The sequence below is a fragment of the Novipirellula sp. genome (assembly GCF_041583735.1).
Classification (GTDB): Bacteria; Planctomycetota; Planctomycetia; order Pirellulales; family Pirellulaceae; genus Novipirellula.
In genome coordinates this window covers 1-8,618 of record NZ_JBFHFD010000368.1, presented here as the reverse complement: position 1 = coordinate 8,618, position 8,618 = coordinate 1, and the positions used below count along the sequence as shown (strand labels likewise).

Annotated in this window: 7 protein-coding genes; 6 read left to right on the top strand and 1 reads right to left on the bottom strand. The window is 54.9% G+C overall.

The window, feature by feature from the left end:
- Positions 1-219 precede the first annotated feature (219 nt).
- On the bottom strand, positions 220-2,193 hold the full coding sequence (gene typA, locus ABX962_RS22775) for a translational GTPase TypA (RefSeq protein WP_372722603.1): 1,974 nt from the start codon (positions 2,191-2,193) through the stop codon (positions 220-222).
- 558 nt (positions 2,194-2,751) lie between these two features.
- Between typA and ABX962_RS22770 the strand changes: the two genes are divergently transcribed.
- From ABX962_RS22770 to ABX962_RS22745, 6 genes are all read left to right on the top strand, one after another.
- Entirely contained in the window at positions 2,752-4,098 is a 1,347-nt protein-coding gene (locus ABX962_RS22770) for a Na(+)-translocating NADH-quinone reductase subunit A (RefSeq protein WP_372722601.1), read from the top strand.
- Positions 4,099-4,248: 150 nt separating this feature from the next.
- Positions 4,249-5,556, top strand: coding sequence for an NADH:ubiquinone reductase (Na(+)-transporting) subunit B (locus ABX962_RS22765; protein ID WP_372722599.1), 1,308 nt, complete (start codon positions 4,249-4,251; stop codon positions 5,554-5,556).
- Entirely contained in the window at positions 5,543-6,814 is a 1,272-nt protein-coding gene (locus ABX962_RS22760; RefSeq protein ID WP_372722597.1) for a Na(+)-translocating NADH-quinone reductase subunit C, read from the top strand. The genes ABX962_RS22765 and ABX962_RS22760 overlap by 14 nt, the downstream gene beginning before the upstream one ends.
- 1 nt (position 6,815) lies before the next feature.
- A complete protein-coding gene (locus ABX962_RS22755; protein WP_339941485.1) occupies positions 6,816-7,442 on the top strand; it encodes an NADH:ubiquinone reductase (Na(+)-transporting) subunit D in 627 nt (208 codons plus the stop codon).
- 4 nt (positions 7,443-7,446) lie between these two features.
- The gene (gene nqrE, locus ABX962_RS22750) at positions 7,447-8,082 is read left to right on the top strand and encodes an NADH:ubiquinone reductase (Na(+)-transporting) subunit E (RefSeq protein WP_372722595.1); all 636 of its coding nucleotides are present in this window, start codon (positions 7,447-7,449) and stop codon (positions 8,080-8,082) included.
- A 78-nt stretch (positions 8,083-8,160) separates the two neighbouring features.
- The coding region (locus ABX962_RS22745) for a 2Fe-2S iron-sulfur cluster-binding protein (RefSeq protein ID WP_372722594.1) at positions 8,161-8,618 on the top strand (458 nt) is incomplete at its 3' end.

Here is an 8,618-nt window from a genome sequence, read left to right as displayed (position 1 = left end):
TATGCAGATCGAATCGCTACCCGAGTCGTTCGAAAAGCCGTACTAACGTAGCGTGGCAGCATGGCAGCATTGCGACGCGAGTGGCTGAACGGACGCGAGAGAGAGTCTCAGCCGGTTGGACAAATGCCGTCTGGCAAATACAGCGAAAGTCTTGATGACTTTCGCTGCGGTGTCCCGTCCGGTTTTGTTCGCTATTGCAAAGCGATTCGCAAAATGCGATTAGCCGTTGCGGCCTTGGCGGCGGCGAGCCGATTCGGTCAACAAGATCTTACGCAAGCGAATGTTCTCCGGCGTCACTTCGACCAACTCGTCTTCTTCGATGTATTCCAAAGCGGCTTCGAGCGATAGCGTTCGCGATGGTTTCAGGATCACGTTGTCGTCGCTACCGGAGGCGCGGACGTTGGTCAATTTCTTTTCGCGACAAGGGTTTACGATCATGTCGTTTTCGCGAGCGTTTTCGCCAACGATCATTCCTTCGTAAACTTCCACGCCCGCAGGCACGATCAATTCGCTACGGTCTTGCAGCAAGAACATCGCGTGAGGCATCGTTTTGCCACTGGTCATCGAAACCAAGACGCCGTTGGCTCGCTTAGGCAGTTCGCCTTCGACCGCGCGGTAGCTTTCAAAGCGATGGTGAATGATCGCCGTTCCACGAGTCGCGTTGAGCAGGCGTGTTCGCAATCCGATCAAACCACGCGATGGGATCAAAAAGCGAAGCAGGCTGTATTCGCCACGTTGTGCGAGTTCTTCGAGTGTGCCGCGGCGGTTTCCAACCAATTCCATCACGGGGCCCATGGCATCGGTTGGGACTTCCACGCGAAGCGTTTCAAACGGTTCGTGCTTTTTGCCGTTGATTTCTTTGAAAATGACGCGAGGCTTGCCGACGCTCAATTCAAAGCCTTCGCGCCGCATCGTTTCGATCAAGATCGCCAAGTGCAACACGCCACGTCCTTTGACGGCATAGGCTTCGGTGCCTTCGACCATTTCGACGCGAAGCGCGACGTTGCGTTCGAGTTCTTTTTCGAGCCGAGCTTTCAGTTGGCGTGTCGTCACGTACTTGCCTTCGCGGCCCACCATCGGCGACGAGTTGACGCTGAATACCATTTCCAACGTCGGTTCATCGACGGTCAAGCGTGGCAGCGCGTTGTTTGCGTCGACGTCCGAGATCGTATCGCCAATCTCGATGGACCCGAGTCCTTCGATGGCGACAATGTCACCCGCTTCGACCGTTTCGGCCGGAACGCGGCCCAGTTTGTCAAAAATGAACAGTCCGCCGACCTTCTGCTTGCTCACGCCCCCTTTTTGGTGCAGGTCAATCGTTTGTCCCGCTTCAATTTTTCCAGCGCTGATTCGTCCTACCGCAATCCGTCCTACATACTCGCTCCAATCGAGCGTCGTGACCATCATTTGCAGCGGGGCTTCGTTTTCGACCTCAGGTCCCGGCAACGAGTCGACAAGCAGGTCCAGCAGCGGACGCATGTCCTCGGTTGCGGTCTTGGGGTCGTGAGTGGCGTAGCCCTCTTTCGAGCTGGCGTAGACATAGGATGCCGCGTCGAGTTGTTCCTCGCCACCGAGTTCCGCTAGCAGTTCGAGTGCCTCGTCGAGCGCTTCGTGAGGTCGTCCGTCGGGGCGGTCGACCTTGTTGACCACAACGATCGGGCGAACCCCGGCCTGCAGTGCCTTTTCGAGCACAAAACGGGTTTGTGGCATCGGGCCTTCGGCAGCATCGACAAGCACCAGTGCTCCATCGGCCATCTTCACAACACGTTCGACTTCGCCACCAAAATCCGCGTGACCTGGGGTGTCGATCAAATTGATCTTCACGCCGCGGTAGTGAATCGCAATGTTCTTGGAAAGGATCGTGATGCCACGCTCACGCTCGAGGTCGTTCGAATCGAGGATTCGCTCGCCCTTCAGCTCGGTGTCACGATATTGACCGCTTTGCCGCAACAGACAGTCAACAAGAGTCGTTTTTCCATGGTCAACGTGAGCGATGATCACTACGTTGCGAATGTCGTTTCGGCGCAAGGGATTCGTCTTCGTACTGTCGGATAGGGAGGCGGGCGATACGGCGTTGTCGAGTGACGCAGATGTCATGTTTGAATCAATTTTGTAATGTGAGGAGAGTCCGTGCGAAGCGCTCGCGACCGTCGGATTAATAAATACGCCCGCCTGAGAAAAAACGACGGTCATGGACGTTCAGTGACGCCGATGAGAGGTTCCGTGCGTTGCGCAATCGAGCTCTTGCCCTCTATCAAACCCGATAATAGGGTGCCGCGTCGAGGCGTAAGTTTTTTGGCACCTAGGATCGCCCCCTTGGGGCCGTTTACGGGAAGAGCAGTCCACGTTGTGCCTGTGCGTCACAGTTCTCGCAGCATCTCGAAAGTATGCCGTTGCCAGTTTTAGCTCGCTGTGCCATATTTAACGCCGCAAAAGTTCTGCCAACCCAATTGGCAGGTCTGCCTGCTCGAATTGACGCTGTAGCACGACGCTCCGCACCGATCACGTCCGCTGATGAACCCTGTTCCTGACGCGGGCATTGTCTCGAATCTACTTTGTGAAAAGTTTCACAATCTGTGCGATCGCTCGTTGGTTCACCGCGTTTCCAGAGCATGTTGACAGGATCTGAGTTGCAAATTGCGGGCGGCCCCTCTCGAGAGGGTGTCTTGCTGGTTTGCCCAGTGATTGTCACGCCAGGTGGTCCTGTCGCACGCGGCTGGTTCGTCATTCGTCTTCGGCACTTTCACAACAATGACAACGATCAAACAAGGTTTGGATCTGCCCATCACGGGCGCTCCGGAGCAACGCATCGCCGTTGCCAAGCACGTTCGCCACGTTGCGCTCATCGGTGACGACTACGTGGGGATGAAGCCCACAATGTTGGTTGGCGAAGGTGACACGGTTCGCCAGGGTCAGCCCGTTTTTGAAGACAAAAAGACACCTGGCGTGTTGTTTGTCGCTCCGGCATCGGGAAAAGTGGTTGAGATCAACCGCGGCGCCAAGCGGAAATTTGAATCGCTGGTGATCGAAGTCGGCGGCGATGACCGCGTTGAATACGAAGGGGTTCGCGGTGCCGATCCTGCGGCGCTCGGGCGTGATGGTGTTGAAAAACACCTGGTCGCGAGCGGGTTGTGGACGGCGTTCCGCACGCGGCCCTTCGGTAAAGTGCCTGTTCCAGGGACTTCGCCCAGTTCGATCTTCGTCCAAGCGATCGACACCAACCCGTTGGCGGCCGATCCTGTCGTGGCGATGGCAAACCGCAAAGAGCAGTTCTCGCTTGGCTTGGTTGCGATCAAACAGCTGACCGAAGGCAAGGTGTTTGTTTGTAAAAGCGAAGGAGCACAGATCCCCGGTGCCTCGACCAATGGCGTGCAGATCGAGAGCTTTGCTGGCCCGCATCCGGCCGGTTTGGTGGGGACTCACATCCATTTCCTAGATCCCGTCGGTCCAACAAAGACGGTTTGGTACATCAACTACCAAGACGTTTGTGCGATCGGTTCGCTGTTGCAAACCGGAACTCTGGACACTCATCGGGTGATTTCGCTGGGCGGTCCTTTAGTGAACCAGCCTCGCTTGCTCGAAACCCGTTTGGGGGTCGACATTGCCGAGTTGCTCGAAGGCGAGATTCAATCCGGTGTAGAACAACGCGTCGTTTCCGGTTCGGTGCTTAACGGCCGAATCGCAGCGGGACGACTCCGTTTCTTGGGACGTTACCACAATCAAGTATCGGTGTTGGCCGAAGGCCATCAGCGCGAATTCCTGGGCTGGCAAGGCCCTGGGTTTGACAAGTTCTCGGTCTCGCGAGTTTATGCGTCGGCAGGTATGCCGGGTAAAAAGTTCGCCATGACCACGACGACCCACGGTAGCGAACGAGCGATGGTGCCATTGGGCACTTACGAGCAAGTCATGCCGCTGGACATTTTGCCAACTCAGCTTCTGCGTTCGCTGATCTATCGCGATACCGACGAAGCACAGCAATTGGGTGCTCTGGAGCTCGAAGAGGAAGATCTGGCTCTGTGCACTTTTGTTTGCCCAGGCAAGTACGAATACAGCTCGCTACTGCGTGAAAGCTTGGCGACGATCGAGCGAGAAGGTTAGTCCGTCTGCTGACACGTTTTGTTTCTCGTCGCTGTTAGCCTCGCTGCTCGAGGCTGCTCGAACGCGAGTCACGCAAACGCCGTCACCGTGCCGCTAACCATATCAACCCCCGTTCATTGAAAATTTCATCCCAACCGTGGGAACACACTTATGAAAGCACTCCGAGACGCGCTTGACAAAGTCCACCCCTTGTTTGCCAAGGGTGGAGCATTGGAGATTGCGTATCCCGTTTACGAAGCGTTAGACACGTTTCTGTACACCCCCGGCGAAGTCGCCAAGGGCCAAACCCATGTTCGTGATGCCATCGACCTGAAACGGATGATGATCACGGTCGTGATGGCTTTGGTGCCGGTGACCTTGTTCGGAATGTGGAACGTTGGATACCAAGCTAACAGTGCCATTCAAGCCATGGCAACGGCCGGAATCGACCACGCGGGGGATTGGCATTACGCGATCCACAGCGCAATCGGTTTCGAGAACGATCCCAGCAATCATGCGGACAATTTTGTCCTGGGGGCGATTTTCTTTCTGCCGATTTACATCGTTTGTATGTTTGTCGGTGGTCACATCGAGATGGTGTTCAGTGTGCTTCGCGGTCACGAGATCAACGAAGGATTTCTGGTCACCGGATTGCTGTTTCCGCTCACGCTTCCTCCGACGATCCCGCTGTGGCAAGTCGCTCTTGGCATTGCCTTTGGGGTGATTGTGGCCAAAGAGGTATTCGGGGGGACCGGGCGAAATTTCTTGAATATTGCTTTGACCAGCCGCGCGTTTTTGTACTTCGCTTATGCGGGTGAAATCAGCGGCGACAAGGTCTGGACCGCAGTGGATGGATTCAGTGGTGCAACGGCTTTGGGGCAGATGGCAAACGCTAATGCCGCCCCCAACGCCGACGCGGCCGCCGAAGCCGGAGTCGCACTGTCGAGCCCCGCGATCGCATCGCTCAGCCATATCCAATACAGCTGGAACGAAGAAGGGGCGATCACTTGGATGAGCGCCTTCCTCGGCACGATCCAGGGCTGTATCGGTGAAACGAGCACCTTGTTGTGCATCGTCGGTGCCGCGATCCTGATCGCTGCGGGGATCGGATCTTGGCGAATCATGTTGGCCGTCGTGCTCGGCGTGATCGCAACCTCGTCGCTTTTAAATGGCGTCGCCACGGATACCAACGCAATGATGGCTGTGCCGTTTTACTGGCACCTCGTCGTCGGCGGATTGGCGTTCGGATTGGTCTTTATGGCCACCGACCCCGTCAGTGCCTCGATGACCGAAAAAGGCAAATGGATCTATGGCGGATTGATTGGTTTTATGACCGTCCTGATCCGCGTGATTAACCCCGCGTTCCCCGAAGGGATCATGCTGGCAATTTTGTTCGGCAACGTGTTTGCACCGTTGATCGATTACTTTGTGGTTCAAGCTAACGTCCGACGGAGGCTCGCACGCTATGCAACAACGTGATTCAGTTTTCTACACCGTCGGCGTTGCCGCGGTATTATGCGTCGTCTGTTCGTTGGCCGTCAGCTTTGCTGCGGTTCAATTGCGACCGCTGCAGGAAGAGAACAAGAAGCTGGACCGCCAGCGGAATATTCTCGACGCGGCAGGGTTGTCGATGGGCGAGTTCGGTCGACCTGCTAGCGAGTTGACTCGCGATCAGATCACCGATTTGTACAGTCGTGTGAGTGAAAAACTGGTGAATTTAGACACCGGCAACTACAACACCGACTTGGATATCGAAGAGTACGATCCTCGCGAAGCCGTCGATAAGGACGACGAAAGCATCAAGATCGAAAATCCGAAATATGACCTCGGTGAACAACGTCGCGAGAAAGTCGCGCGTGTTTACTTCGTTCGAAAACCGGGTGAAAACAAGATTCGGCAAGTCGTGTTGCCTGTCTACGGCAAGGGACTGTGGTCGACTCTGTATGGCTACCTGGCACTGAAGAGCGATTTGCAAACAATCCAAGGTTTGACGTTCTACGAGCACGGAGAAACTCCTGGACTGGGTGGCGAGGTCGACAACCCCAGCTGGAAAGCTCAGTGGCCTGGCCAAAAACTGTTTGACGAAAACGGCGAGCCGATGGCCGAGGTCTACAAAGGCCCCGCACCTGACGGGAATCCGTATGCGGTCGATGGGCTCTCCGGTGCCACAATCACAAGCCGTGGTGTTACGAATCTGATCCGTTACTGGGCCAGCGACGAAGGCTACGGGCACTTCCTGGAACAGTTGGAAAAGGAAATCGCCGCTCAAGAAGGCGAGACCGAGACCCCAGTCGCAAAAAAAACGGTAGCGAAAAAAACGGAAGCAAAGAAACCTGTGGCGGCAAAGCCTGAGGCCACCAAGCCCGAGCCGAAGAAGCCTGAGCCGAAGAAGCCTGAGGCCAAGAAAGAAGAAGCGAAGAAAGAAGTCGTCGAAGTCGAATCGCCAAAGGCTGAAGAAGCTAAGGCCGAAAAGGCAGAGATGAAGGCCGAACCGAAGCAGGAAGAAGCGGCCGCCGAAGAAGCCAAACCGAAGGCGGACGAAAAACCAGCTGCCGAAGAAAAGCCCAAGGCCGAAGAGAAGCCAGCTGCCGAAGAGAAGCCTGCGGTAGAGGACACTCCGAAGGCAGAGGAAGCTCCGAAGGCAGAGGACAAACCTGCTGCCGAAGAGAAGCCTGAGGTCAGCGAAGAATCGAGCCCAGAACCAAGCGACGGCGAACCCAAACAGGGAGACGAATAAAATGGCAGCTGGAAGAGTGAACAAGGTCCTGTTTGGACCCGTGCTCGACAATAACCCGATCGCACTGCAAATCCTCGGGATCTGTAGCGCTCTAGCGGTCACGACCAAGATGGAAACATCGGTTGTGATGGCGATCGCCGTGATTGCGGTCACTGCGTTTAGTAACGCCGCCGTCAGCGCGATTCGTCACTACATCCCCGGCAGCATCCGGATCATCGTTCAGATGACCGTGATCGCGTCGTTGGTGATTGTGGTCGACCAATTGCTAAAGGCTTACATGTTTGACATCAGCAAGCAGTTGTCGGTCTTTGTCGGTCTGATCATCACCAACTGTATTGTGATGGGACGCGCCGAAGGCTTTGCAATGAAAAACAGTCCCGGCATCAGTTTTATCGACGGGGTTGGCAACGGACTCGGTTACGGTCTGGTCCTGCTGTTTGTCGCTTTTTTCCGCGAGCTGTTTGGTAGCGGATCCATCTTCGGTTACGAGATCATGCAATTGACTCGCAACGGCGGTTGGTACAACCCGAACAACTTGATGCTCTTACCCCCCAGTGCGTTTTTCTTGATCGGATTCCTGATCTGGATCATTCGTGCGTGGAAGCCTGAACAAATCGAAGAGGCTTAATTCAATGGAACATTACCTTAGCATTCTGCTCAAATCGATTTTTGTCGAGAACCTCGCGCTCGCATTCTTCTTGGGGATGTGTACGTTTTTGGCGATCAGCAAAAATGTCAAAACGGCTCTCGGGCTCGGCGTCGCGGTCATTGTGATCCAGGCGATCACGGTGCCTGCGAACCAATTGATTTACTCGTGGTTTTTGAAGAAGGGCGCCCTGGTGTGGGCAAACAGCTTCATCAGCACCTCGACGGTTGATTTTGCGACCGTGGATTTGTCGTTCCTCGGTTTCATCAGTTACATCGGTGTGATCGCAGCGATGGTGCAGATCCTCGAAATGACGCTCGACAAGTTTTTTCCACCGCTTTACAACGCGCTTGGGATCTTCTTGCCGCTGATCACCGTGAACTGTGCGATTCTCGGAGCTTCGTTGTTCATGGAGCAACGCAAGTACGATTTTGTTGAATCGTGTTTCTTCGGGGTCGGTTGTGGCGTTGGCTGGGCCCTCGCAATCGCGGCGTTGGCCGGGATTCGAGAAAAGATGAAATACAGTGACGTGCCTCCTCCGCTACGTGGTTTAGGAATCACGTTCATCACGGTGGGATTGATGGCACTTGCGTTTATGTCGTTCAGCGGTATTCAGCTGTAACGAGCTTGGTGCGATGGCCCCTGTTTGGCCATCGCGTTTTTCAAATCAAATCATCGAACTTCTGACGAGTTTGTAGTTATGGAAACCGTCCTACTTGGCGTCGCGATGTTTACCATCGTGGTCATCGCACTTGTTTTGGTCATTCTTGCCGCGAAAAGCGTTCTGGTCGCTTCGGGACCGGTCAAGATCACGATTAACCACCAAAAAGAAATCGAGGTTCCTGCGGGTGGTAAACTGCTCGGAGCTCTCGCCGACGCTGGCGTGTTCGTTTCCAGTGCCTGTGGTGGCGGCGGAACCTGTGCCCAGTGCAAAGTAAAGGTCGAATCAGGTGGCGGAGAAATTTTGGCTACCGAAAAAGGACACATCAACAAGAAAGAAGCTGCCGAAGGCGAACGTCTTTCTTGCCAAGTCGCTGTCAAACAGGACATGGTCGTTGAGGTTCCGGCCGAAGCATTCGAAACGAAAAAATGGGAATGCACCGTTCGCAGCAACAACAATGTTGCCACGTTCATCAAAGAATTGGTGCTCGAATTGCC

Excerpts from the sequence above, each read along its gene's own strand:
- typA (WP_372722603.1), bottom strand. The coding sequence starts at position 2,193 with ATGACCGTCGTTTTTTCTCAGGCGGGCGTATTTATTAATCCGACGGTC.
- ABX962_RS22770 (WP_372722601.1), top strand. The coding sequence starts at position 2,752 with ATGACAACGATCAAACAAGGTTTGGATCTGCCCATCACGGGCGCTCCG.
- ABX962_RS22765 (WP_372722599.1), top strand. The coding sequence starts at position 4,249 with ATGAAAGCACTCCGAGACGCGCTTGACAAAGTCCACCCCTTGTTTGCC.
- ABX962_RS22760 (WP_372722597.1), top strand. The coding sequence starts at position 5,543 with ATGCAACAACGTGATTCAGTTTTCTACACCGTCGGCGTTGCCGCGGTA.
- ABX962_RS22755 (WP_339941485.1), top strand. The coding sequence starts at position 6,816 with ATGGCAGCTGGAAGAGTGAACAAGGTCCTGTTTGGACCCGTGCTCGAC.
- nqrE (WP_372722595.1), top strand. The coding sequence starts at position 7,447 with ATGGAACATTACCTTAGCATTCTGCTCAAATCGATTTTTGTCGAGAAC.